The organism is Ignavibacteriota bacterium (genome assembly GCA_016713565.1).
Taxonomy (GTDB): domain Bacteria; phylum Bacteroidota; class Ignavibacteria; order Ignavibacteriales; family Melioribacteraceae.
The window spans coordinates 491,788-517,988 of sequence record JADJOX010000001.1; the positions used below are offsets into that span (position 1 = coordinate 491,788).

General features: G+C 28.6%; 22 protein-coding genes and 1 tRNA gene. 16 read left to right on the forward strand and 7 right to left on the reverse strand.

What is annotated here, in order from left to right:
* The first annotated feature begins 7 nt into the window (after positions 1-7).
* From IPK06_01990 to mgtE, 15 genes are all read left to right on the forward strand, one after another.
* Positions 8-415 (forward strand): PQQ-binding-like beta-propeller repeat protein, encoded by a 408-nt coding sequence (locus IPK06_01990; protein ID MBK7978787.1) that lies wholly within the window; start codon positions 8-10, stop codon positions 413-415.
* On the forward strand, positions 340-1,113 hold the full coding sequence (locus IPK06_01995; GenBank protein ID MBK7978788.1) for a PQQ-like beta-propeller repeat protein: 774 nt from the start codon (positions 340-342) through the stop codon (positions 1,111-1,113). The genes IPK06_01990 and IPK06_01995 overlap by 76 nt, the downstream gene beginning before the upstream one ends.
* On the forward strand, positions 1,086-1,628 hold the full coding sequence (locus IPK06_02000; GenBank protein ID MBK7978789.1) for a PKD domain-containing protein: 543 nt from the start codon (positions 1,086-1,088) through the stop codon (positions 1,626-1,628). Before IPK06_01995 ends, IPK06_02000 begins: the two co-directional genes overlap by 28 nt.
* 2 nt (positions 1,629-1,630) lie before the next feature.
* The gene (locus IPK06_02005; protein MBK7978790.1) at positions 1,631-1,804 is read left to right on the forward strand and encodes a T9SS type A sorting domain-containing protein; all 174 of its coding nucleotides are present in this window, start codon (positions 1,631-1,633) and stop codon (positions 1,802-1,804) included.
* Between the two features lie 9 nt (positions 1,805-1,813).
* Positions 1,814-2,656 carry a hypothetical protein gene (locus IPK06_02010; GenBank protein ID MBK7978791.1) on the forward strand — a complete coding sequence of 281 codons (843 nt, stop codon included), beginning with the start codon at positions 1,814-1,816 and terminating at the stop codon, positions 2,654-2,656.
* Positions 2,657-4,157: 1,501 nt separating this feature from the next.
* Positions 4,158-4,571, forward strand: coding sequence for a T9SS type A sorting domain-containing protein (locus IPK06_02015; GenBank protein ID MBK7978792.1), 414 nt, complete (start codon positions 4,158-4,160; stop codon positions 4,569-4,571).
* Between the two features lie 872 nt (positions 4,572-5,443).
* On the forward strand, positions 5,444-7,204 hold the full coding sequence (locus IPK06_02020; protein MBK7978793.1) for a T9SS type A sorting domain-containing protein: 1,761 nt from the start codon (positions 5,444-5,446) through the stop codon (positions 7,202-7,204).
* Between the two features lie 76 nt (positions 7,205-7,280).
* Complete coding sequence (locus IPK06_02025; protein ID MBK7978794.1) at positions 7,281-7,949, forward strand: VCBS repeat-containing protein; 669 nt, start codon at positions 7,281-7,283, stop codon at positions 7,947-7,949.
* Positions 7,950-8,122: 173 nt separating this feature from the next.
* Complete coding sequence (locus tag IPK06_02030) at positions 8,123-9,283, forward strand: T9SS type A sorting domain-containing protein (GenBank protein ID MBK7978795.1); 1,161 nt, start codon at positions 8,123-8,125, stop codon at positions 9,281-9,283.
* 565 nt (positions 9,284-9,848) lie between these two features.
* Positions 9,849-11,195 carry a sigma-54-dependent Fis family transcriptional regulator gene (locus IPK06_02035; protein MBK7978796.1) on the forward strand — a complete coding sequence of 449 codons (1,347 nt, stop codon included), beginning with the start codon at positions 9,849-9,851 and terminating at the stop codon, positions 11,193-11,195.
* Between the two features lie 5 nt (positions 11,196-11,200).
* Positions 11,201-13,009 (forward strand): HAMP domain-containing protein, encoded by a 1,809-nt coding sequence (locus tag IPK06_02040; GenBank protein ID MBK7978797.1) that lies wholly within the window; start codon positions 11,201-11,203, stop codon positions 13,007-13,009.
* 157 nt (positions 13,010-13,166) lie between these two features.
* Positions 13,167-14,495 (forward strand): Trk family potassium uptake protein, encoded by a 1,329-nt coding sequence (locus IPK06_02045; GenBank protein ID MBK7978798.1) that lies wholly within the window; start codon positions 13,167-13,169, stop codon positions 14,493-14,495.
* Between the two features lie 12 nt (positions 14,496-14,507).
* The gene (locus IPK06_02050) at positions 14,508-15,164 is read left to right on the forward strand and encodes a TrkA family potassium uptake protein (GenBank protein MBK7978799.1); all 657 of its coding nucleotides are present in this window, start codon (positions 14,508-14,510) and stop codon (positions 15,162-15,164) included.
* Between the two features lie 34 nt (positions 15,165-15,198).
* Positions 15,199-15,462, forward strand: a complete 264-nt coding sequence (locus IPK06_02055; GenBank protein ID MBK7978800.1) for a hypothetical protein — start codon at positions 15,199-15,201, stop codon at positions 15,460-15,462.
* 268 nt (positions 15,463-15,730) lie between these two features.
* Entirely contained in the window at positions 15,731-17,116 is a 1,386-nt protein-coding gene (mgtE, locus tag IPK06_02060) for a magnesium transporter (GenBank protein ID MBK7978801.1), read from the forward strand.
* Positions 17,117-17,247: 131 nt separating this feature from the next.
* Here mgtE and IPK06_02065 read toward each other — a convergent pair whose 3' ends face one another.
* Positions 17,248-18,138, reverse strand: a complete 891-nt coding sequence (locus tag IPK06_02065) for a cation transporter (protein ID MBK7978802.1) — start codon at positions 18,136-18,138, stop codon at positions 17,248-17,250.
* Positions 18,139-18,412: 274 nt separating this feature from the next.
* On the opposite strand from IPK06_02065, the gene IPK06_02070 reads away from it, so the two are divergent.
* A complete protein-coding gene (locus tag IPK06_02070; GenBank protein ID MBK7978803.1) occupies positions 18,413-18,763 on the forward strand; it encodes a DUF2200 domain-containing protein in 351 nt (116 codons plus the stop codon).
* Between the two features lie 20 nt (positions 18,764-18,783).
* Here IPK06_02070 and IPK06_02075 read toward each other — a convergent pair whose 3' ends face one another.
* From IPK06_02075 to rnhC, 6 genes are all read right to left on the reverse strand, one after another.
* Positions 18,784-20,922, reverse strand: coding sequence for a hypothetical protein (locus IPK06_02075; protein ID MBK7978804.1), 2,139 nt, complete (start codon positions 20,920-20,922; stop codon positions 18,784-18,786).
* 513 nt (positions 20,923-21,435) lie between these two features.
* Entirely contained in the window at positions 21,436-21,633 is a 198-nt protein-coding gene (locus IPK06_02080; protein MBK7978805.1) for a DUF1289 domain-containing protein, read from the reverse strand.
* A 347-nt stretch (positions 21,634-21,980) separates the two neighbouring features.
* On the reverse strand, positions 21,981-23,120 hold the full coding sequence (locus IPK06_02085; protein MBK7978806.1) for a metallophosphoesterase: 1,140 nt from the start codon (positions 23,118-23,120) through the stop codon (positions 21,981-21,983).
* A gap of 742 nt (positions 23,121-23,862) precedes the next feature.
* Positions 23,863-23,936, reverse strand: a tRNA-Asp gene (locus tag IPK06_02090).
* A gap of 65 nt (positions 23,937-24,001) precedes the next feature.
* On the reverse strand, positions 24,002-25,105 hold the full coding sequence (locus tag IPK06_02095) for an ATP-dependent 6-phosphofructokinase (GenBank protein ID MBK7978807.1): 1,104 nt from the start codon (positions 25,103-25,105) through the stop codon (positions 24,002-24,004).
* Positions 25,106-25,167: 62 nt separating this feature from the next.
* Positions 25,168-26,046 (reverse strand): ribonuclease HIII, encoded by an 879-nt coding sequence (rnhC, locus tag IPK06_02100; protein MBK7978808.1) that lies wholly within the window; start codon positions 26,044-26,046, stop codon positions 25,168-25,170.
* Positions 26,047-26,201 lie beyond the last annotated feature (155 nt).

The window sequence follows — 26,201 nt, forward strand, 5'->3', positions numbered from 1 at the left end:
TTTTTCAATGACTTTTGGTAAAATTATTTTGGATGCATCACCATCATCATCATACAATGGAAGCAGCTTAAGTTATTTATGGAGTGTCGTTAAAAAACCAAATGAAATAGGATTAAATATAAAAGGTTCAACATCAGTTATTTGTGAAATAGAAATTCCCAAAATTCATGGAGAATATATTATTTCTTTACAAGTTACTGATAGTGAAGGAAATAAGTCATTGACAATTGTTAGTATAGCCAATGAAATATTATGGAAATATAAAACTGGTAATCATATAAGTAGTTCTCCGGCAATAGGCAACGATGAAACAATATATATTGGATCTGCATATAATTTATATGCAGTAAATCCGGATGGAACAAAAAATGGGAATTTCAAACTGGTTCGTACATATATTCTTCACCGGCTATAGGAAATGATGGAACAATATATATTGGATCTAGTGATAATAATTTATATGCAATAAATCCGGATGGAACAAAAAAATGGGAATTTAATATTGATTATGGAATAATTTCATCACCGGCAATAGGTAATGATGGTACAATATATGTTGGATCAACCGATTATAATTTATACGCGATAAATCCTGATGGAACAAAAAAATGGGAATTTAAAACTGGTTCGAACATATATTCTTCACCGGTAATAAGTAATGATGGAACAATATATTTTGGATCGTATGATAAAAATTTATATGCAATAAATCCGGATGGAACTGAAAAATGGAAATTTCAAACTGGTTCGTACATATATTCTTCACCTGCAATAGGAAAAGATGGAACAATATATATTGGATCTAGTGATAATAATTTATATGCAATAAATCCGGATGGAACAATAAAATGGGAATATCAAACTGGTTCGTACATATATTCATCACCGGCAATAGGAAAAGATGGAACAATTTATGTTGGTAGCGAAGAATTTTTATATGCATTCAGTCAGAATGGAATAATAAAATGGGAATTTTATGATGGCTTCAGTATAATCTCTTCACTTGCAATAGGTAATGATGGAACAATATATTTTGGATCTGATGATCATAAATTATACGCAATAAATCCTGATGGAATAAAAAAATGGAATTTAAAACTGGTAATTCAATAAGATCTACACCGGCTATAGGTAATGACGGAACAATATATTTTGGATCAGATGATTATTATTTCTATGCTATATTTTCTGAAAGTACGGGATTAGCCGACAGTCCATGGCCTAAATCAGGAGGGAATAATTTTAATTCCGGAATGTCTCATTACATTGTTCCCGGTTTCTCCGCTGATACTTTATCCGGTAAATTTCCTCTTACTGTTCACTTTTCGGATGCTTCATTTGGAAACATTTTTAATTGGCATTGGGATTTTGGCGATGGACAAACAAGTATTGAAAAGAATCCGGTTCATACTTATGCTTACCCCGATTCATTTACGGTTACATTAATAATTTCTAATCCAAGTAAAACAGATACGTTAACAAAAGAAAATTATATTGCCGCATTAAACACAACCGGAATAGCAGATAATTCAGAACTACCCAAAGAATTTAAGTTATATGAAAATTATCCCAATCCGTTTAACCCGCAGACAAATATAGAGTTTGATGTAAAGGAAAAACAACAGTAAAGCTGAGAGTATATAACGTAGTTGGTCAATTGGTAACAACACTTACGGATAATATGTTGGAAGCGGGACATTATAAATATCAGTTCAATGGAAATAATTTAGCATCGGGAATATACTTCTACAAAATAGAAATGGGAAAATATGTTTCAATAAAAAAGATGATGCTGCTGAAATAAGGAGAAAACATGAAGAATTTCTTGAAATTTATTTTTCTTATTACCGTATTTTTTTCTACAAATCTGATTAGCCAAAATATTCAATTAAAAACTGTTATAGAAGAATTTGAAGTAAAAACGTGGGAAGATGGTCCCGAAAGTGCTGAACTTACAAATCATGAAGTATCTGGTCATAAAGACGGAAACTATATTGTATACTGGAAAGGAGATGTGGAGAGAGATTATGAAAGCAGATACTATGGAAATTTGTACAACAATGAAGGAATATTATTAAAAAAGAACATAAGATTTTTTAAGGAATTATCTTTAAATGATTATTCACTCGTAGATTTTTCCCCAAAAATAATTTTTAATAGAGATAATAGTTTTAAGGTTTTTGGAATTTGTAAAGATGATGGTTATTATGTTGTTTATGAGGAATATGACAGATATGGCGATTTAGTAAAGGGGTGGACTAAAATATTTATACTAAGTTATTTAGATAGATTTATTGTTTCATCAGATTCTACGGGGAATTTTATAGTTGCAAATGAAAATAGGTATTTAAATCGTGGAATATTCGTTCAAAAATTTGATATCGATGGAAATAGGATTAATGAAATAAAACCGATTTCATCGGGAAATTCCCCAAAAATTTGTATAAATAATAAAGGAGACTTTTTAGCTGCATGGACAGAAAGTACGATTTATACAAAAAAAGTTGGGCAATTATTTAATTCAAATTGTGATCCGATTTCTGAAATATTCACAATTCAAGATTCATTACAATATTTTAATTCTAACTCAAATAATTGTTCAATTACATACAATAAAAATAATTTTATTTTTCTTCTTTTCAAAATTACTAAATAATCAAATTAATTTAAACTTACATTTAATTTCAATAAATAATACGGATAGTTTAATCTCGATAAAAATAGATGAAAATTTATCATTATTTCATAATGTATTATTTGTAAATGACAGTACTAATTTTATCTTTGGTACTAATTATGAAATATTTGAAAATGGAAAAGTTCGGTCTTCTGTAATAGGCCAAAAATTCAATTTAAATGGATCAATTATTGGCAACGCTATTATAGTTTATTCAAGTACTGATTCATTATATAAGCCAACTTATTTTGAAGATGATATTTATAAGTTTAGTTATGCAAAATTAAATTTACAAAGCCACTTAATAAATGATAATAAAATTTTACTAACATGGGAAAGATCAATTGGAAATAATTTTCAAAATAATAAGAATAAAGGTATTTATGGAATTACATATAACTTAAACGGGCAAGTAAGTGAATTAATTAATATGAGTAATAGTCCCAATTATTCTAGGATATTTTCTTCTGATATTTATCCAGAATCAAATGGAAACTTTAAGATAATGTGGAGTGACAATAGAGAACAAGATGAAAAGAATATAAATAACATAGGTGTTTATCAAAAAGAATTTGATGCAGATGGTAAGATTGCTAACGAAGAAACAGATTTACAATTGAAGAGGTATCCCTTATTTTATCTAAAACTATCAAATGATAATTTTGTTTTGATTTATTATGAGTATAATCCTAATCAGAAATTATTTTCTCAAATTTTTTCCAAAAATGGGGAAAAAATTGGTGAAAAATTATGTTTTGCGAATATCGATGACGATTCAGAAATGAGGTTTTCTACCTTATCTTATACAAAAGGTATATCGCTTAAAGATAAATATTTTCTTACATGGGGAGAAGGAACTGAATATAATGAAAATATTTATGGACAACTATTTGCAAATAATGGAGAACCAGTAGACACTATAATTAAAATAAATTCAAATTCAAGTGCTGAGACTAGAGCATTTGATGGGATACAAATTCGCAGTTCAAAATCAAAAGAATTTATTATTACATGGAATTATAAAAAAGATTACTTTAATGAAGATAGTGTAGAATTAATGGGTCAATATTTTGATAATGAAGGCAATAAAGTTGGAAATAATTTTAGTATTTGCAATCGGACTTATCGTGACTACAATTATAAACGTCAGTTAAACACACAATCTTCTGATCTGATTCTTGTTCCATGGAAAACTATTCTTACATCATATTTTGATGCAATTGTTGGTCAATTTTTTATTAAAGACGGAATATCCTTTGGATCAAAAATTATTTTAGAAAATTTTTCCGTATTAACTCAACGATTTTATGATATTTATAGACCAATTGTAAGAGTAGAACATGATGAAGAAGGAAATTTTGTTGTTTCATGGGATGATAATGGAGAACTAATTCAAATAATTTATATTCAGTTTTTTAATAAATATGGTGGAAAAATAGGCTATACAATTGAAAATTTTAATGAGGGTAAATTAGGAATAATGTCCGAATACAAACTTAAATTAAGCAATGGAAAATTATATTTAACATGGGTAAGTGACGGCAGAATCTTTGCAAAAGTATTTAGTTATCAAGATATACTTGTAGATTTGAACGAAGAAATAGAAAACTTACCTAAAAGCCTTTCACTTTACCAAAACTATCCAAATCCATTTAATCCAACAACGAAGATAAAATATAGTATTCCGGCAAACGAAAAACGTGAAACGGCAAACGTGAAAATTATTGTATATGATGTTTTAGGAAAAGAGATAAAAACATTGGTTAACGAAAACAAATCTCCCGGAAATTATGAAGTAAACTTTGATGCTTCTAATCTTGCAAACGGAGTTTATTATTATCAATTAAAATCCGGCGACTTTGTTCAAACTAAAAAGATGGTATTGTTGAAGTAAAAGTTAATACACGGGATATTATGAAAACACAAATTTATTATTTGGTCATTTCCCTACTTTTTTTTGCTTCGGTAAATTTTGGGCAGGATAGTTTGTTTAGAACAATAGTTCCGGAATTTAATGTATGTATTGATACTGCTGGATTACATAATTCTAGTAAAGGAAGTTTAGAATTTGCAAACAATTCAAATGGAGTTTCAGTACTTGCATGGGTTGATTCTAGGAATGAAGACAGAAATATTTATGCTCAAATTTTTTCTGGAAGCGGTGAAAAAAATGGAATAAATATTAAAGTTACGGATAATCCGCTTTCTGATAAATCCTATTATATGGGGAAAATTTTACTTAATGATAGAAATGAGTTTATTGTAACCTGGACAAGTAATTATAAAGAATATCTTCAAAGATATGATAAAAATGGAAATAAAATAGGTGAAAATATAAGTTTAGATACACTTTTAGGTTTTAATTTATCAAGTGATAGCTCTTTATATAAATTACAATATTTTTCTTTTGCTCCGTTTTCAGATGGAAATTTTTTAGTAGGTTATAAAAAAAACGATACTGATACACTTTTCTTTCAAAACTTTAATATTTGGGGATCAATTGTTGGCAGAAATTTTATTCTTGATTTGAAGCCAGAAGACAACTTTAATTTAATCCAATTATTCCCCATTAAAAACGGAGAAATATTTTATACTCTATGGGAATACAATAAACAATACAAAGTTAAAATTATTAATGTTCTCGAAAATGAAATTTATGAATATCTAATTACAGAAAACGCAGATTATTTTAATGAATTTGAATTTCAAACAATAGATTCAAATAGTGTTGCGTTATTATATTCATTACGAGAACAATACAAAAGAATGTTTAAAATAGTTTTATTTGACAACAATGGAATACAAAAAAATACATTAGAAGTTAGTAACGGTTTAGATTTTAATGTAATATTTCTTAAAAATGAATTCTATGTAATAAATGAAAATTGTTTTGGACCTGGATGCGATGGTAGTGGCGGGATTTATGGCTATTACTTGACTTATCAAAGATATAATTATCAAGGAGAAGAGGTTGACAATCCTGTTTATGTTAATTCTGATACTGGAAATTTTGAGTTTAAATTTGCTAAACTAAAAAATGAAGAAATATTAGTTTCTTGGTTTGAAAGAGATACATATAGTACTAATATTTGTTCACAAATACTACCTAAAAGTGAGAGCGCTAAAAAACCAATTCTTAAAATAAATGATGATATACCTTATGCATTCCAAGGGAACCCGGATTTTGCCATTGATAATGATAAAAATATAGTAACTGTTTTTGAAGATGATAGAAATGGTAATTGGGATATTTATTCGCAAAAAATTGATTCTCAAAGCAATTTAATTGGTTCAAGTTATAAGGTAAATGATGATACGACAAACTCGGATCAACTTTTACCATCAGTTTCTTTTGAAAAAAATGGTAATTATATGATTGGTTGGATAGATAATAGATTTAATGATAGTAGAGCCTACGTGCAAGTATATTCTATGGAAGGTGAAAAAATTGAAAATAATATTGATTTCGGATCGGCAATTAAAAACATTAAAATTAATTCCATTGAAGATAAATTCATTGTAACATGTTCTTCTAATGACGATACAGCAATATTTAGCAGATTATATTCAAATAAGGGAAACCCAATAAGTAACAAAATTCAAGTTACTGGTTTAATGGGAAATATTGGTGGCTATATTGAGATAAAAAATTTTGATGTTCAAACTACAAACGATGGAAAATATTTTATTTATTGGAAAATGTTTAATAATGACTATCAAATTGAAATAAGAGGTCAACTTATTGATACATTAGGGAACAAAGTAGGCCCAGTCATTCAAATAAATAAGGAAACTGAACTTGAAGATAATAATGAAAATTTGCTAGATAAAATTATTATTATATGGCAGTTTGGAGATTACAATATTTATACTAGAATAATGTTGAGTAGCGGAGAGTTTATTACCCCAATACTGAAAGTTAATGAAAATATATATGATTATAATCTAAAGAATATTCCTGAAATTTATAAGGATGAGAATAATAATTTTATTGCTTACTGGGATCAGTATATACAAATATTTACAAATGAAGCTATTAAATTTGGCTCAAATAAAAAAATTATTCATTCTGATGCCAATAAACATGGCTTTTATTTAAATAGTAAATCACTTTTAGATGATCAAAAAATATATGTAGTTAGTGAAAAACTTATTCATGATTATGGAACTAATTATGATGTAAAATTAGAAATTTACCAATTGAATTATATAATTACTAAAACTGAAAACAATAAAATTGTTCTAATTGATAATTATTTATTATCCCAAAACTACCCAAATCCGTTTAACCCAACAACTAAGATAAAATATAGTATTCCGGAAAACGTAAAAAGTGAAAAGGAAAATGTGAAACTTATTGTATTTGATGTTTTAGGTAAAGAAATAAAAACATTGGTTAACGAAAACAAATCGCCCGGAAATTATGAAGTAGAATTTAATGCAAGTTATTTAAGCAGCGGAATTTATTTTTATAAAATTCAAGCGGGAAAATTTATAGAAACTAAAAAAATGATATTAATTAAATAAATTATTCAAATTCATGGTTGTTTATTTATTAATTATTTATTTTTAAATAAAATTATATTTCGAACATGGAGTTGTTATGAAAAGACTAAACCTTCTTTTTATAATTCTTTTCAATTCTTCAATTTACTCACAAGAATTTTTTACGCCACAAACTAATATTAACTTGCAAGACCCAGATATAGCATTTTGGTTAGATTATGATAATGACAATGATTTGGATATTCTAGTTTGTAAATATTCTACAACAGATCTTAAGACCGATTTATTTATTTATGAAAATTATAATTATACGTTTAATACAAAAATAACTTTGCCGAGAATTTATAATCATATTTTTAAAATTGTACTTGAAGATTACAATAATGATGGAAATGTGGATATTGTTGTTAATGGTAGGGTCAATAGTGATTACAAAATAACTCTATTTTTTTATAATAAACAAAATAATTCATTCGAGTGGAATTATCTAAATCTAAACCCCAATAAATATCAAAATTTTGACTGTGGTGATTACAATAATGACGGCATTATGGATATTATAACAACAGAAATTACTGACTGGAGTACTCACGATGGTTTATTAAAAATATGGAACAAAGAAAATAATGATAACTATTCTTATACCAATATACAAATTACACATGCTGGTGAAGGTACATGTAAATTTGGGGATTGTGATAATGATGGAGATCTAGATATTCTTTTGAGTGATGGAATATTGATTAACAATAATAGTGCTTTTTAAAGTTAAATACTGTTATTTTTCCTATTTCTGATACTGGTCCAACTGAATGGGTTGATTATGACTCAGACGGTGATCTTGATGTTTTTTTTAGCGGCTGGATTACTAGCTCCGATGGAATAACAGCTGGTCCAAAAATAATATTATATAAAAACGTTAATAATAATTTTATTGAAATGGCTTCCTTAATTATTAGCGTAATTACTCAAGGCACAAGTGAGTGGGGAGATTATGATAATGATGGAGATCTTGATTTATTAATGAATGGATGGACTGATTCGTATCTCCCTTCCAGTAAAATTTATAAAAATGAGGGAAATGATATTTTCTCTGAAGTATCTGAAAACATTTTAAATACTACAAATGGAAAATGGGGAGATTATAATAATGATGGCTATCTTGATATTTTATTATCTGGTTCTTATATACCGACAAATCCATTAAGTTATGTATATAGAAACATTATACATGCAAAAAAAATTAGTTATTCAATTCAAATGCCTAATTGTGGAAACACAAATGATCCGATTGAAATATTTAGCGGAAATATTTATGAAGGTAATAAAATAGAATTTCCGGAATATACGCTTCCAACCGAATTAAGTTTTTTCCAAAACTTTTACAATATGCTCGTAGGCGCTCAAATTGTATTCCCAAATAATGTCTTGAAAGAAAATATTCATATAAATGTAAATCTAAATATTTTGTGTGAAAGCGGATTATCTGATAATCCAACAACAGAAGATATTTTGGAATTACTCTCGCTTTATGTTCAAGTTACCGGAGATTCTTCAGGCACACACGATTTATCTGATTATTATAGTTTAATCGATAACGCAGAAATCTTGATAAAAATTCCTATAGAAAATATTCAAAGTTTTATTGATATAACTGATTTAGAAAATAATAAGTTCATTACATACATCACAAAAAATGAATCTGGTTTAATTACTGAAGGAATTCGCGGAGAATTGGATTCTTTGTATTACACAATTTATTCAAATAATCTTACAGAAATTAATTTAGGTTATAAACAAAATGTAACTGATATAAAGAACATATCGGAAATTCCAATTACATACGCGCTTTATCAAAATTTTCCAAATCCATTTAATCCTAGTACATCAATTAAATTCTCTATTCCAGAAACGGCTAATGTGAAACTTATTGTATATGATGTTTTAGGAAAAGCAATAACAACATTAGTAAATGAAAACAAATCACCCGGAATTTATGAAGTAGATTTTAATGGGTCCGAGTTATCAAGTGGAATTTATTTCTATAAAATAGAAATGGGCAAATATGTTTCAGTTAAAAAGATGATGTTAATCAAATAAATGTACAATTATATGTTTTATTTAAAATCTGTAAAAAATCTTAAAAATTATTTTTATAAATATTATAATCATAAAAATTAGTTTAGAAGGCTAAAACTTAATAATTATTTTACTCCTGGAAAATATTGGCAAGACTCATATTACCGGGTCGGTAGCAATGTAAACAGAAAAATATAGGTAAAATTGATAATTAGCATTTCGAAGATATACTATTTGCCGTTTAAGAAGATTTAAAAAACGTAAATTTAGTTAAATTGAATATTGGGATGGGTAAAAAGTAATTCTGTAAAGCAATTTTAGTAATATCCGCTAAATTCCTTGTTAAATAATCACTTATTTGCAGCAATCTGTCAACAATAAAAGTAACAACTATCTTAATTACAATTATTTAAAAAATAATTCATTATCAAAAAAACTTTCAATATGGCAAAATTATTTTCAAAATGAAAAAAAATATTATTAAATGGAAAGAATAATTAAATAATGCGCCATTTTAATAGGCATAAATATTGAGTATATTTATTCAAATTCATAATTCATATAATTATTTATAAAAAAAATATTTATGAACAAAGGAAATATCTTAATAGTAGATGATCAACTTGAAATAAGAGAACTAATTTCAAAATTATTGAATCTGGAAAATTACAATTCATTTTGTGCTGAAAATATTGATGACGGTTTAAAAATAATTTCCGATGAAGATATTCAAGTAATTGTACTCGATGTAAGATTAAATAACATTAACAGTATTGAATATATTCCGGAATTTAAAAAGAAAAATCCGCTGATTGAAATAATTATGCTTACCGCATACGGCAGAATAAATGACGGTGTTCAATCGATAAAGCTTGGGGCATTTGATTATATTACAAAAGGAGATGATGACGATAAAATAATTCCAACGGTTGAAAAGGCAATGGAAAAGAATAGATTGTCGTCTAAATTAAATAAGCTTGAAAATAAAATTAGAAGTAAATTCAAATATGATAATATTATCGGATGTTCAAAAATAATAAAAGATAATATTGAACTCGCAAAGAAATTCACGGATTCCGATACAACGATTCTGCTGACGGGAGAAACCGGAACAGGTAAGGAAGTATTTGCTCAAGCAATTCATTATGAAAGTTATAGGTCCGGCAAACCGTTTGTTGCAATAAATTGCAGCAGTATTCCAAAAGATATACTGGAATCGGAATTGTTCGGGTATAAAAAAGGTGCTTTTACTGGCGCTAATTCAAACAAAAAAGGTCTGTTTGAAGAGGCTGATGGAGGAACATTATTTTTAGATGAAATAAGCGAGATGTCCGTAAATCTGCAGGCAAAATTACTAAGAGTACTTGAAACAAATACTTTTATTAAACCCGGTGATTCAAAGGAAACTAAGGTTGATGTTAGAATTATTTCCGCAACAAATAAAAACATTGATGAAGAAATTAAAAAAGAAATGTTCAGAAAAGATTTGTTTTATAGAATCAGTACTTTTGTTTTAAATTTGCCCCCATTAAGGGAAAGAAAAGAAGATATTACGATTCTTGCGGAATATTTTATTACTCACTTCTCCAAAAAATTTAACAAGCCAATTGATAATATTGATCCGGATTTTCATATTAAACTGATTATGTATCCATTCCCCGGAAATGTTCGCGAGTTGAGAAATTTGTGCGAAAGAGTTGTAATCCTTGCTGAGAACGGAAATATTTATTCAAAATACCTCCCGCAGGAGTTTTTCTTTCAACAAGAAAATCCTGATTATGTAAATAATATTTTGTCATTAAATGATTTGGAAAAACAGCACATTCAAAAAATACTCGCGTTTACACAAAATAATAAGAACAAAGCAGCAGATTTACTGGGCATTGGTTTAACAACACTATATAGAAAAATTGAACAATATGAAATAAAGTAATATTGATGTTATCGCTAAAAACAAAAATTTACGGCAGTTTTTCTATAATTATTTTTACAATTATAGCATTGGTACTTTGCGGCATATATTCTTTAAACGAACTTGCCCAAGACTCTAGAGCAATTATTAAGGATAATTATCATTCAATTGATTATTCGTTTTTAATGATTGAGGAATTAGATAAATTCGAAGAGATCAGCCTTTCAAAAGATATTCATAACTATTCAGAAAAATTGACAAAGAAAGACTCATTGTTAAAAGTATTATCCAATTTTAGCGAAACATTGCTTCTGCAGAAAAATAATGTTACTGAAAAAGGTGAACTGGAACTTGTTAATCAGCTTGAAGTTTTTTTCAAAAATTGCAGAAATAAAATAATTAGAGACAGCAATTCCAACCGGAATGCCGAAACGAGTATTGGATCTGAAATTCATTCAATGAGAAAAATTGTAGGTGATATTTATAAATTAAATATGAATAGTATAATTCACAAAAATGCAATAGCAAAAAATACATCAGAAAAAGTTATAACGCTTATGTCAATAATTTCTTTCGGCAGTTTGTTAATTATACTTTTCTTTCTTGTAAAATTTCCAAATTACATAATTAAACCAATTGTGGAACTTACTTCCAAAATCAAAGCTATATCAGTTAAAAGTTTCGATCAGAAAATTAATTTCAAATCAGCCGATGAAATTGGTTCCTTGACAAATGCTTTTAATGTAATGACAGAAAGATTAAAGGAATTTGAGGAGCAGCATATTGATCAAAAAATATTTGATAAAAAAAGAATTGAAAGTTTGGTTTATGGTTTAAATGATGGAATAATACTTCTTGATGAATACAATAATATCGTTCTGATAAATTCCAAAGCGATAAAGTTATTTTCGTTAGAACAAATACAGACGCAAAATAAAAATATTTATGAATTAAGGAAACATTCAGACAAATTGGATAAGTATTGGGAAAAAATATTTAATGAAAATAATAAAAACGGACAAATAGAAATTTATGATGTAGATTCCGAACAATACTTTAATGTTGACAATATTGAAATAAAACTTGAAAAAGCCTTAAACAATAAGAGTGAAATTAAAGGAAAAGTTCTGATATTTAAAAATGTTACATTATTTAAAGAAAAGGATTTGGCAAAAACAAATTTAATCGCGACAGTTTCGCACGAATTAAAAACTCCAATTTCATCAATCAATTTGAGTTTGAAATTATTGAACGATATCAGATTAGGCGCATTAAATGACGAACAAATAAAATTAGTTGAAGCAATTTCTTTACAGAATAGAAAACTATTAAGGGTAGTAAATGAATTATTGGATTTTGCGCAAGTTGAAACGGGAAGAATTAATTTAATAATTGAACAGACTGATCCAATTCAATTGATAGATTTGGCAATTTCTGCGCTATTGGTTTTATTTTCGGAAAAAGAGATTGAGCTTGATTTTGAATTAATGGAAAATCCTCCATTAATAAAAGCCGACAAAGAAAAATCTGTTTGGATTTTGGTTAATTTATTAACTAACGCTATAAGATATTCTTCACTAAAGGGAAGAATTAAAATTAAATTGGAAAAAATTGAAAACTATTTAATGTATTCAGTTATTGATAATGGTTCAGGCATATCCCAAGATGAGCTTGAAAACATTTTTAAGAAATTTGTACGTTCTGATAATAAAAAAGGGACCGGACTCGGCTTATCTATAGCAAAGGAAATGGTGGAAACGCAAGGCGGGAAAATTTGGGTAGAGAGTAAATTTCATGAAGGTTCTCAATTTCATTTCACGCTGCCAATCGCATAACTGTTTTTCCATTTTGAAAAATATTTTTCAAAATAGAAACTTTCTCATCAACTTTAAAAAATAACCTCAATATTTACCTTTTTTTACGTGTTTTTTTTGAACTATCAAAATGGCATGTAAGTTGCAAAATGTATAATGTAATTTATATAACAACAAAATGAAGAAGAATATAAAATTTACACCAGTGCAGATTTTAAGTTTTGGCTACTTAATAATTATTTTGATTGGAGCTTTTTTATTGATGCTCCCGATTTCTTCTGTACAGCAGACTTCACAAAATTTTATTGACGCTTTTTTTACTTCAACATCCGCAATTTCTACAACGGGTTTAATTGTAGTTGATACCGGAACATATTATTCATTTTTTGGACAAATTATCATTTTGATTTTAATTCAAATCGGCGGCATCGGATATATGGCTATTTACGTAATTATAGTGATGCTTACGAGCAATAAATTTTCAATAAGCAGTAAAAAATTCTTACGCGAATCAATTTCAAGGCTACCAAATATAAATTTAATAGGTTTTGGAAAATTAATAGTTATTTATGCTTCTGTAATTGAGCTGATTGGAACAGTATTATATTTTATTGTCTTTATTGAAAAATATTCAATCGGAGAGGCTTTATATATTTCAGTATTTCATTCAATCTCTGCATTCTGCACCGCAGGATTTTCACTATTCTCTGATAGTTTTGTTTTATATCAATCTAATTGGATTGTTAACCTTAATACAAATTTTTTAGTCATTTCAGGTGCAATCGGATTTTTTGTAATATTTGATATTTTACAGAAATTTAAAAGAAATTCATCCCAAAATAAATTTACGCTGCAGTCCAAATTGGTAATTTCAACCTCGTTTTATTTGTATGCAATTGGGAGTATTTTAGTATTTCTAATTGAGGGTAATAAATTTTCAGCAAATATACTTGATAATATTTTATTTAGCTCATTTCAAGCAATTTCCGCATCAAGTACGGTTGGGTTTAATTCTGTCGACATAGGACAATTAACATCATCAAGTTTATTTATTTTAGTGATACTCATGTTTGTTGGAGGATCTCCCGGAAGCACAGCGGGAGGAATCAAAACAATTTCTTTTGCATTGCTGTCCATTTTTTCATTTGCTTTGATAAAAGATAAAAAAAATGTAATAGTGTTTAAGCGAAGTATAAATTTCAGTAACTTTTATAAATCTGTAGGTCAGATATTTATTGGTTTTACATCCGTGGTTATTTTTACATTGTTATTAACAATTTCGGAACACACTGATTTTATTAAATTACTATTTGAAGCAACCTCCGCATTTGGCACGGTTGGATTATCGACAGGGATTACATTTAACCTGACATACCTTGGAAAAATCTATATCACAATTTTAATGTTGATTGGAAGAATTGGTCCATTTGCTTTAGGATTAATATTCCTTACAAAATCCAACGGTAATCATTTTAATTATCCTGAGGAAGAACTTTTTATTTCATAATTGGAGTTAAAAATGAAAAACTTTGCTGTATTGGGATTAGGAAATTTCGGTTTTAATATTGCCCGCAATCTTTCGGAGAAAGGTAAAAATGTTTTGGCAATAGATTCCGATCCAAATCAAATTGAAAAGATCAAAAACATCGTAAACGATGCAATAATCGGCGACATTAAAAATAAAGCTGTATTAACTGAGTTTTTGGATCAATCAATTGATACGGCTATTATAAGTACCGGTGATAATGAGTTTGATAGTATTTTGGCAGTGCATCATATTAAAGAAATTGGCGTACAAAATATTATTGTAAAAGCAAATAATGATATGCACGCGCAAATATTAAAGCTTATGGGCGCGACTGAAATAATATTCCCTGAAAAAGATATTGCAGAATGGATAGCGACAAGATTATCAGAACCAAATTTAATTGAAAGGATTCCTTTATCGGAAGATTATTCAATTGTTGAATATGCATGTCCGGATAAATTTGCAGGTAATACTCTTCGCAAAATTCAATTAAGATCTAAATTCAACATTTTACTTATTGCTGTAAAAGACATTTTAACAAACGAATTTGTTTTAATGCCGGACGCAGATTTTAAGTTTAAACCGGATACAATTCTTCTATTAATGGGGAAAAAGAAAGATATAAATCAGATGAAATTAAAATATTGACACTTATTAAAAGAATATAGTAAAGGGTGAAAATATGTTATTAAATATTCGAGTTCCAATTTATGATCAAAAGGATTTGATTGGAACAGCATTCAAAGAATTTGAAACGGACATCCAACCGTTTTTAGAACTATCCCTTCAGGATGACGCATGGGAAGGAACCAGAAAAATAAATTCAATGGTTGCAAATATTAATACTGATAAAATTTACATCGATTTGGAAAATTATTACATACATAATAATGAAGATTTTAAAAGTGTAAGAAAAAATTTTATCTCCAATGGTTGGAACTTATAAATAGCTTTATAGTTATTTAAGTAACTTAAATTTCATATATGAAGATCAATCAAGAAAATATTTTTAAAAATAATTATTATAGCATTTTATAAATTGTTTAAAAATACTATTTTAACACACATTTTTTTAACAATAAAGCGAGAAAATTAAAATGCCAGATTCTGATGAACCTGACGCTAATTTAAGTAATAAACAATTTCAAAAAATCTTCTTACGGAAATAACCCCACAAACTAATTGGTTTATCTCCGTGATTTAAAGAATCGGAGATGCCTATGAAAAATTTAATTCTTTTACCCGAATTAAAAGAAATTATCGAAACCAAAAATTGGCAAGTACTTAAAGATATTTCTGAAGATATTCATCCGGCCGAAATTGCGGAATTAATAACCGCGCTTGAACCTGATGAAGTATGGGAATTAATTGAAAAATTGGAATTACCAAAGAGAGCCGAAGTTTTTACTCATTTAGATTTATCTTTACAAATTCAAATTTCAGAAATTATTGATAGAAAAAAATTGGCGGAGTTACTTACTGAATTACCGTCTGATGATAGAGTTGACCTTTTTAAAAAATTTCCACCGGAAAAACAGGAATATATATTACCCGCTTTAGCCCAAGCTGAAAGAGAAGATATAAGAAAATTGTCTTCCTATCCTGAAAAAAGCGCAGGTTCGGTAATGACCTCCGAATATGTTTCTTTCCTGCAAAATATATCTGTACAAGAAGCAATAAATAGATTAAGACTTGAAGCGCCCAAAAAAGAAACAATTTATTATAGTTATATTATTGATGAATCTAGAATATTAATTGGAGCAGTTTCTCTTACCGATTTAATAATGGCAAACCCAAATTCCATAATTAAAGATATTATGCAGGAAGAAGTAATTTATGCAAATGTTGATGAAGATCAGGAAACAGCGGCGAGAAAAATACAAAAATTTGATCTGCTTGCAATTCCGGTTGTAAATATGAATCATGTATTAGTCGGTATTATTACTCATGACGATGCTTTAGATATTATTACACAAGAACAAACTGAAGACTTTGAAAAAATTATGGCAATTGCCGGTTCGCATGAATCAGGCGTTTATCTGCAAACATCTGCATTTACGCATTTTAAAAATAGAGCAGTATGGATAATTGGACTGGCAGCACTTGGATTGGTCTCAGGAATAATAATTCATTCTTTTGAATCGACATTAACCGGTTTGATGATACTTGCGCTTTATATGCCAATGGTTGCTGATACAGGCGGAAATACCGGCAGTCAATCTGCTACTGTAATTGTGCGTGCCTTGGCATTAGGCGAAGTTTCGTTTAAAGATATAATTAAAATATTATGGAAAGAATTACGGATATCGGTTTTGTTAGCTTTAGCGCTTGGAATACTTTCTTGGGGAAAAGTTATGTTCCTTTCGCGTGGTAGTGATATACCAAATGGATTTACATTAAACAATATCGGAGTTACAATTGCAATTGCTCTTTCTCTTCAAGTTGTTACATCAACATTAATTGGAGCAATATTGCCTTTAGCGGCATCAAAATTTAAATTTGATCCTGCTATAGTTGCTAGTCCGGCTTTAACTACTATTGTGGATATTACAGGATTGTTGATTTATTTTACAACGGCTAAATTACTTCTTAACCTATAAAAGTGAAATTGATTGAAATTTACTTTTATTGATTTATTGTTTGGAAGAAAATTAATATTACCATAATATGATTGTTTAATTCCGCATAAATTTATTTAAACTTATTTGCTCGTTTAAAAATTTGCAAATATTTAAATTCTAGTTTCTTCGGAAGGCTCAATATGTATTAATACTTCTCGTATTTTATAATTTGAAAGCATAATAATATCCTTAACATTATGCGCTATTAAATGACCTTTACTTACAGTTAAATTTCCGTTTACAACAATATGCGCGTCTACATAATACTCGAATCCCATTTTTCTAACAAAACATTTTTCGACTTCAATAACTTGGTCAACCTTCAATGCCGTTTTCTTGATTTCATTTATCAATTCATCCGAAATATTTGCATCTGTAAGTTCATAAAGCGTGGGTTTTAATAATCTGAAACCGTTGTACAAAATTATTAAAGATGCGAATAAAGCGGCAAAATCATCGGCACTTTCATAACCTTCTCCGCCTATTATTGCAATTAGAATTCCAATAAACGCGGCTGAAGAAGTAATCGCGTCGCTTCTATGATGCCACGCGTCATTTTTAACCGCGGTACTTTCAATTGTTGAACCAATTTTTATAATCTTTCTAAATAAAAATTCTTTAATAAAAATTACGAGTAATAAAACGACTAATGTAAATTTCTCCGGCGCGTGATGCGGTGTAATTATTTCGTGAATACTTTGATAAATAATGATAAATGCGGCAAGAAATAATGAAATAGCTACAACCGCAGCTGCCAAAGGTTCGGCTTTGCCGTGTCCGTACGGATGATTTTCATCGGCGGGCTTTGCCGCATATTTTAATCCGGTTAATACAACAAACGAAGTAAACACATCAGAAATTGATTCAATACCATCGGCCACAAGCGCATACGAATTACCGACTATACCGCTAATTATTTTTACGCTTGCAAGAATTAAACTTGTGAATATTCCGGCTAGAGCAGCTTTAATTCCTTTCTTCAATAATTTTTGTGTGCTCACTTAAATCCCTTAAAATGAAATTAAAAAATATGTTTAATTTTTTTAACTCGTTATGAAAATTTATCTATTATAAATATTTTCTTCTATATTCGATCAAACTAATTAAGATTTTTAACTTCAACTTATATCTAAGTTATAGAGCAACATTATTTTTAAGTATTTATTATAATTTTAAAAAGTTAAAATATTTCGTAAAATTAAAAGTTACTTGAACTCTTTTTGGTTTTGCGCTAATTTAAGTTATAATTTAATCCAAAAAAAATGAGACTATAAAATGAACAATACTAGAATATATAAAATGCAGTTTTCCGGTGTTTATCATCTCTTGATTAAAAAAGCGGAAAAAAAAGGTCGCACTAAGGAAGAAGTGGACGAAATTATTTTTTGGCTCACTGGATATAATAAGCATTCATTAAAAGAGCAGATCGATATTAAAAGTGATTTTGAAACTTTTTTTGCGCAAGCTCCTAAAATAAATCCTAATGTTTCAAAAATTACCGGAGTAATTTGCGGTTACAGAGTTGAGGAAATTGAAGATAAGCTGATTCAAAAAGTTCGTTATTTAGATAAATTAATAGATGAATTGGCAAAAGGAAAACCAATGGATAAGATATTAAGAAAGTAATCCGATTGATAAAATATAATTTATATTATTTGATAGTTTAGTTGAATTACCGTATTAGTATTAAATTCCGAATAATGTACAAAGTCTTTTCCGTTCCAATATTTAATGTTAGATTTAATAATATTGCAGTATTCATCGGTATCGGTAAAAGGCGGATTTAATTTGCCATGCGCGACAAGTGAATCTCGTCTGGCTCTAAAATTACTTTGTATAATTACCTCAATGTCTTTAAAATTATAATCTACTCTATATCCGATCGAACCTTGTTCGATATCATTATAATAAGAAGAGCCAAAACAATACTTCTTTGTTACTGTATTATCATTAAAACTCCCGATATTATAACTAGGAGTTCTCACACCATAGTATATATCATAATCAGATTTTGGAAAAAGAATTAAGGACTTCATTTTATTTACTTTGTAATTTCTAATTAAATATTCATCGGTCGTAGGTCTAACGGATGTTAAAGTATCCAATGAGTAAGAAAAAAACACCAAGTCCTGAAAGCCGTTATCATAACCCGCGCCGATAAATTCCTTTATGCCGTCGTTATCAATATCTTTAATTGTGCCTTCTTGAGAATGACCTGAAGCCCAAAAAGTCCCCGGTAATCTTTTTCCCGTTCTTAAATCTATTCTGTAAATCGCGGAACTAAACGAATCTGAATTATTTGAGATTAAAACCAGTGATTTTTTGCCTGCCATTGTTAATGTGTCAATAATTATTATTGAGTACCTATTTATTAATTTACCTCTGTTCGATTCGGCAATGTCTGAAAATTTATGTGCCCAAATTATTTTTTTATTCTTATCATAACATTTTAGTAATAAGCTTCTTTCCGCATTCTCATTTTTACTAAATTCATTAACACTAATTACTTCATTAATTCCATCATTATTGATATCAAAAATTCTGGTATTATGACGGGCAATATTAATACTTAAATTGTAATTAGATAATCTTTCATTAAAAGACCATAATGTTTTGCCGTTTTTATTTCTAATATGTAGAAAATTGCCGTCAGCATAGTACGAGTATGGATTATCATCCAAATCGATTAGGTATAGAAAAGAAAATAATACCGCTAATAAAATTGCGGCAACCGCGCTCATCCAATTTTTTTTCACAAATTTTGCCGAACGTATAATTAATTTCTGTTTCTTTATTTCTATTAAATCACGTCTGTTAAGTATTGATTCAATATTTTCAAATACTTCCAATTTAAGATTTCTGTTTGGGTATTTTTCTTTAAGACCTTTCAAGAAGTTTTCGGCATATTTTTCTTCGCTTTTATGAAATATGAAAACTTTTAAATCGGAGAAAAAAATGGTGTTTATTTTCTTCTTAATTATTTCCTTTCCGGTACTAAGCAATTCTCCATTTTCGCTAACTCCGCCGGTAAAAGCGATATTCCCAACCAAATTTAAAGTATAAGCGGGATTATAAAATTTTAATATTTCTTCCAGGAATGAAAATGTTAACGCGGCACCAAGTGAACTGCCTTCGTAAAAACCTTCTTTTTTGTCAAAGCTTATTATAACTTCATGATAATTGTTAACCTTTTTAACAAACCTTTTGGAAAGCGAAACAGCAAATTGCCATGAGATTTTACATTGCGATAAAATATTTTCTTCAATATTTTTTTCGCTTGGAATAATGATGAATTTATTTGAAGAATGTGTTTTATTGATACGAACGGTTACTGATTCCAATATGCCGTAAAAACCGGATTGATTGTTTTTAAAAATTAATGGAAAAACTGCTTTCTTATAAAAAGAATTTATTTGGTCTTTACCTTCCAAAATATTTTTTAACTTTGTTAGACTCGTTTCTATTCTGGGGATTTCAACCTCAAGAAATGCCAAAGGCTCAAATAAAAATCGGTAAGAACTAATCATTTTTAATTCATTAAGAATAACAATCGTCTGAACAATATCGGAACCGAAGGATTCAATTTTAGACACAATTAACTTGTACTCATTTATGAATTCAGATAAAAATGCTTCCGAAATATTGCGGTCGTTCAACTTAAGTACGGCGAGGAAATACTTATTAAACTCAAAAATATTTAAATGAGGGTAAGGAGAATTATTTCTAATTCCTATTAGATATACTCGAAGTTCTTCGAGATCGAAAATGGAAATATTGTTTTCCATATTAATTTCACAATCAAAAATCAATCATATAATCAAATATGATTACATAAATATAATTAAAACTTTTAAAAAATATAATTATTCATATGAGCAACTATTAATAGTTAAACATTAATGGCCGAAATTCCTCAATTAAATTTAATATAAACCGATGTGAAGAATGTAAGTAAGTATTTGATCCAATTTACAAAAAGATAAATTTCTCTTATGTTAAATTGATAATTAAAATTAATACAATAAAAACCAAATGAATGTAAATTAGTTAACGAAGCGATGAAAAAAAATTGCCAATGGCAGATAGCATAATATATACAACGGCTAAGTTAAATGACGCAATTGTTTGGACTCAAGATTCAGATTTCAAAGGATTTGAATCAGTCAAATATTTTGTCAAAAAATAATTTGTACAACGCACATTTAAAAAAATCATTTAACTTTTTACGCAAATTATTTTGCGAACTTTTTCAAATAAAGAAATTATTTTTGACTTCGCACTGATAATAAAAAAAGAAGTCATATTTCGTAAATATTAATATATTTTTGTCTTCTCTCTGCAATTAAATCCATTACCTCTTTTCTTTCATCATCAATCATGTACTTCCAAGTAAGAATTTCTTTCATTGTTCGTAAACATCCTTTACATAAACATGTTTCAGCGTCGAGGTCACAGTGATCATTACAAGGCGATTCAATTTCGATTTGAGTATTCATAAAACTATAATTCCAATTAACTTAAAATTTTGGAGTGAAAGATAAAAAAAAAATATATGGGACGAGATATCTTTTATAAAATTCTAAAGATTTTTTTGGTATGGAAATCTTATTGTTATAAATAGACAATACTATATAATTTTTTCTATCAAAAAACATTTGTTAGGAAAATTTACCAATAACCTAATTTGTCCTGAATTTTAACTGTGGATTTAAGTTTAGTAAAAAATTGATCCTAAGTAATAATGTCGATCTTTTCCATTCTTCATTTATTGGGACTTAAGTATTTTATATAATTCAGAATACGTTCACAAAGACTTTTAATCTTCAGATTTCTCTTTAAATATCTAATTAAATTTTATTCTAATGTTTACTATCTCCGCGTCACTTGCAAGTTTTACCGGCGGTCCCCAAGAGCCTACTCCGGATGAAACATAATATTGTGTATCATCTTTTTTCAGATAACCCCAGCTTACTTCATAAATTAATCCGGTAATAAAATTAAGCGGAAACATCTGACCATTATGTGTATGACCGGAAAGCTGTAGATCAATCATGTTTTCTTTTGCTTCATTTAAGCCTGAAGGTGTATGATCCAATAAAATTGTTGGCAGATTTTCTGTTTTATTTTTGAGAATTTCATTTAATGGTTTCCTCATATTTCCCATAAAACTTCCGCCTCTATCTTCTCTGCCAATAATATAGAACGAATCATTTATTTTAATAATTGAATCACGCAAAACCTTAATTTTATTATCTTCCATAAATTTTACTGAATTATCCGCACCATTAATAAATTCGTGATTCCCTGTACAAGCAAAAGTGCCGTATTTTGATTCAATCTGTTTTAAGCTTGATCCAATTCCATTTCTATTAAGAATAACCGGTTTGTCATCAACTATATCACCAGGCAGCAAAATAATATCCGCTTTTAATTCATTTACTTTCGCAATAATTTTTTTTAGAAAATCTTCATCATTAATTGGTGAAAGATGAAGATCTGAAAACATCGCAATGTTTAGTTCATTAAGCGAACTGTTTTTCTTAGGGAGTGTTAATTCTAATGTTTTTATTCTAATATTTGCTCTATTAATAAATCCTGCCGTACAAATTAGTAATACTAAAATTGTTGATCCTAATCCCAAAAAGAGTTTTGTTAAATTATTAGGCGAACTCAATGATGCGGGCAGAAACGGTACAAAATGGTTAATCAATCTTACAAAATCAATCAAAAGTAATATCAATACAAAATAAAGGAGAAACGCAAACCAGAATGAGCCAATCCATAAAAGTGAATCATGTAAAAACGGAGGAATTTTTTCAGAAAATATTTTTATAAAAATATATGAAAGTGAAAAAAGTAAAAATACAATTATATAAAAAGGTTTGAGAAAAGGTAAATAGCTCAAACTCTGCCAGCCTCTAATAAATATGTAGGAATTGATAAGAGTATAAATCGAAATAAAAACAATAAAAAAAATGTTCATTATGCGTCCTTGGATTATTAAGTCTATTTAGATGAAATAAATTTAATGCTTTTATAAAATATTATTTATCATAAAATGTAATGTAATTATCAATGACAAATAATTTTCATGCTTATTTTTATTCATTCAATTCAATACATACAAAAAAAGTCTAGAATGTGAAGATAAAAGAATATTATCCATTGCGGGGGGAGGCAGTAACTCTTGTTATAAAGCTATCAATAAGAAATATTGAAATTAAGTTTGGTCAAAGCTTTTAAAGAACCTCAGTTTACTTTAGTTGTAATAGAGCAATAATTTTGGAAAAAAGAAGTACTTGTAATGCAAATTAAAATATATAAAGCATAAATTTAAGTTGCTATGTTTTATATAATCCAATTGATAATTTGACATAATTACATCAAACCACAACTTAAAATTTTCATTTTATTAAAGAAAAACAAAATTTTAAACTAGCATTCTTATTTAATTTCAAAAAATTTCTTTAAAATATTTTATAACTTTTTGCTCAAATCCCTTTAGATAATTTTAATAAAAAAGAAATTAATATTACATAGAGAAATTTTTATTTCATTAGAAATAGAATGGTTTATAAAAATAATTTAGCGAAACATACATGACTTGTAATACTAACAATTCATTTAAGAAAACATCGGACAAGAATATATAGAACAGATATAAACTTAAAAGCTCTTTAAAACAAAAAAACCTTGTAATTTATTATTTTACAAGGCTTTGTAAGCGGGGCCGACGAGACTCGAACTCGCGACCTCCTGCGTGACAGGCAGGCGTTCTAACCAACTGAACTACGACCCCAATAAACTAAGAGCAAAAAATTGTGAATGAAATAATAACGTATTTTTTAATATTTCGCAATAAAATTATTCCAACTCTCCAAAACTTACGCCAATCGCTTTTGCCGTTACAACAGATTGATGATTTTTTGTTACCAATTTTTGACGTGAGATTGCGTCCTCTATTTTAACGCTTACAATTTCATTTCCTTTTAACGCGACCATTCTTCCGAATTTTTGCTTAATTACGTGCTCAATTGCATAAGTCCCGAATTTAGTAGATAAAATTCTATCATAAGGTGTAGGACTGCCGCCTCTCTGTAAATGTCCTAAAACTGTATATCTGGTTTCTATACCGGTAGTATCTTCAATTTTCTTTGCAACATATTCGGCTATTCCGCCCAATTGTATAGGGTCGGTTCGTTTAATATCTTTAGCCTTTACAATAAGTTCACCGTCTATTGGTTTTGCGCCTTCAGCAACACAAATTAAACTAAATCTTTTACCCTGCATATGTCGCTGAGTAACTTTTTCAAAAATTGCGTCCCATGAAAACGGTATTTCAGGAATAAGAATAATATCAGCGCCGCCTGCAAGTCCGCCGTTTAAAGCTATCCATCCGGCGTATCTTCCCATTGCTTCAAGTACCATTACTCTATGATGAGTAGAAGCGGTTGTGTGCAATCTGTCTAAAGCTTCGGAAACTACATAAACCGCGGAATCGTGTCCAAAAGTCTGATCGGTTGCTTCAAGATCGTTATCTATTGTTTTAGGAACACCGACAATATTCATTCCCATATCGCTTAACTTTTTTGATATGTGCATTGTACCGTCGCCGCCTATTGCAATCAGCGCATCCAAATCCCAAGCTTCATAATGTTTTAAAGCCATGTCGGATCGGTCAACTATTTTAACTTGTCCGTCATAAATTTCGGGCCAATGAAACGGGTCGCCTTTGTTGGATGAACCTAAAATACTGCCTCCTTGAGCCAATATTCCGGAAACATCTTTATTATAAAGTTCGCAAGCTTTGCCGTTTACCAAACCTTCGAAACCATCTTGAATTCCCAAAACGGTCAATCCATGATCATGCGCGGGTTTTGCGACGCCGCGTATTACCGCATTTAAACCGGGACAATCTCCGCCGCCGGTAAGTAATGCTATTCTTTTTATTTGTTTAACTTTTGCCATCTTTTATCCAAATAATTGTAAGGTGAAATATATGATTTTTAAAATATATTATCTATTGACCTTTAACTTTCGAAAATTTTTTGCGTTGTTTTAAAGTGCTGCTTAACTAATTTTAATAAAATTTCTTTTCCGTATGTTTTATAAATATTTTTTGCGGTGATCTCTACTTCACTTGACGCGCCTTTTAAAACTTTATATCCATCCCATTTTTTTTTATTAAACCAATTATTCAGTTCATTTCTCGCAAGAATTGAAGCCGCCGCAACTCCGTAATATTTTTCGGCTTTGGGTATTTGGATAAAATTAACATTCGCAAATTTGTTGTTTAACGAAATATTCAACGGCGCTTTACTGAATTGATCGACAATTACTGTTTCGGTTTTGAAATTTTGGTAAATTTCTTCAATAACTTTTGAATGTCCCCAATTTAGTAATTTATTTAAATTACTAAATTCTTCATAAAGCTGATTATATTTTTCGGGTTTAATGGAAATAACCGAATAATTTTTTGGATATTTGCTTTTAATTAAACTTGCTAATTCGTCTATTTTTGTATCGGATAATTCTTTGCTGTCCCTAACACCAATTTCCGCCAAATAGTTTTGAATATTTTCATTCACGAAAAATCCGGCTATAACCAACGGTCCAAAAAAATCTCCTTTACCGCTTTCGTCGGTTCCGATATATTCGGCGTAAGTTTTTTCCGGTTCTTCCTTAAAATCTAAGGTGAATTTATTATTTACCAAATTGTTCAACTTATGGTAATCCGGAGATAATTGATTTCCCTGAATAACGACCTTTAATCCTTTTTTGCCAAAGTAAACCTGCACTTTATATTTATTCTTATTTATAAACGAATCGATTTCATAATTATATGGCTTTAGTTCAATATTCCCGGTTTTTATTCCGCTCGAGCTTAATATTTCTAAAATCTCATTCATTTTTTTAAGCGCGGAATTTTGAATTATATTTGAAATCATTTGATAATGAATCTTCTTTTTTGATGTTTTTGAAATTATTATTACGAAATTAAGTTCGCTATAAATTTAATATTATAAAAATAATATTTTATTAGTATTTTAATAATCATTAGAGT